This window comes from uncultured Thiodictyon sp., from assembly GCA_903837595.1.
Lineage (GTDB): Bacteria > Pseudomonadota > Gammaproteobacteria > Chromatiales > Chromatiaceae > Thiodictyon.
On record CAILVI010000286.1, the window covers coordinates 1 to 1,673 of the forward strand.

The 1,673-nt window shown below is 67.5% G+C and carries 1 protein-coding gene; it reads right to left on the reverse strand.

The genetic code is table 11. The annotated features are described in order from the left end of the window. Positions 1–95 precede the first annotated feature (95 nt). Entirely contained in the window at positions 96–1,463 is a 1,368-nt protein-coding gene (locus tag QZY44_RS15805; RefSeq protein ID WP_295448050.1) for a DUF4158 domain-containing protein, read from the reverse strand. Between the last annotated feature and the right edge of the window lie 210 nt (positions 1,464–1,673).

Below are 1,673 nucleotides of genomic sequence, written 5' to 3' on the forward strand. Positions count from 1 at the left end.
CGGCTCAAGGACCAAGGTCGGCACTACAGACGCTTTCGCAGGACCCGGTCTAGCTCACTCAGGCACTTACACTACCGCCAAGGGCCAAAATGGGCCTAAAATGGCAACATCCGGGGTCGAATAGTCGAAGCCGGGTTAGTGACGACGGCGCGCGGGGCGGCCTGGTCGGGCTGGTGGCGCTTCAGGTTCGTCCGCAGCCACCCCAGGGCCGCGATGACCGGTTCACCGGCGACATTCGCACCAAAGCGCAGCTGCTCGACCAGCGTCGGCAGGAAGCGACGGATGAGCGTGTACTTGTCATCGAGCGCCCGGTAGTACACGTCGTCGGCCGGTCGAATCAGCGCAGTGACCGCGGCGAGCGCGTGCGTGAGGGTCTCGCGCGGCGTCGTCGCGAACACGCGGGTGCGCAGCTCGGCATCGGCCACCTCGGTATCCAGCACCAGTTGGCAGGCGCCGGCCAGGGTTGCCGCCGCCAGATCGAGGTCCTTCAGGCTGCGTAGGCGCGCCTTCTTATCCGCCTTGCGGGCGTCGCTGAACACCTCGCGCAGGAGCGCATCCAACACGTCGAGCGCGTCGTCCTGCACGGTGGCTTCCAGGTCATGCACGAAGGCGACCAGCGTGGCCAGGCGGCGGCGTGTGGGCAAGCGCAGGATGGCTGTGACCTTGGCGGCACCCGCAAACCGCGCCAGGGCGGCCACCCGGGTCGCCGGGATGCGCGTCGCCGTCGGCACCTGGATGCCCAGCGCACGCACCTCCTGTAACCGCCGCAGGGCCAACACCAGCGAACGGCTGCTGATCGTCACGGGCCCGGTACGCAGGCGATCCAAGGGCGAGCGGCGGCTACCGGGCGGAACGTCCAGCAGACTTTCCAGTCGGGTCTGCTGGTCACGGCTGATGCCGCGCCCGAGCCAGCGCCACAGCCGTTCCTCGACCCGGCTGCGCAGGCGGGCGATGAAGCGTTCGAGGGTACTGCAACCGGGCAGCAGGACCTTATGCATGACCAGCCAGGTGGTCGCCCGCTCGAACAGCACGCTCGGCCGGTCAGTGCCGGTCCAACACAGGGCGTACAGCCAGCGGGTCAGGCGCCAGCCGACCCGGCGCTCGGTGATCTCGACATCGTCGTAACGGTCGCGGATTTCCGCCGCATGCTCCCAGCGCTGCTCGCCGATGCGGTAGGCAGGCAAGCCGTCCATGGTCTCGAACGCGATGTGCAGTTGCTTGGCCAGCGTCTGCAGCACCACCAGCGGGACGGCCAGCGGGTCTTCCAGGAAGGTGCCCAGGTAGCGCACCGTCCCCAGCTGTACGGCAAAACCAAGTCGGTTGTGCTCGCCGCGCTTCTGCGCGATCAGCGCCTGGTCGGCATCGTCCAGGTGGAAGTAGCGGATCAGATCCGGGGGTGAAGGTGGTCCCGGGTAGTGGCCATCGTGTTCGCGCTGCGCCTGAGAGAGAAAGCTGACCGGCATGTGGGTCCCCGTCGCGCAGTGAGGACCCGGTTATCGCGGGTCTTGGTGCATCGCCCAAATGCGCTTCACTTGGCTGACGCTGCATCCGGCCAGTTGGACGGAGCCGCTACCGCGGCAGATGACCGCCCGCCACATACTTTCCTCGCCGCCACGCCGTTGTGGCGGTTGCGATTTTCGCCGAGGAGAGTACCGCCTTGAACGCCACCGAAC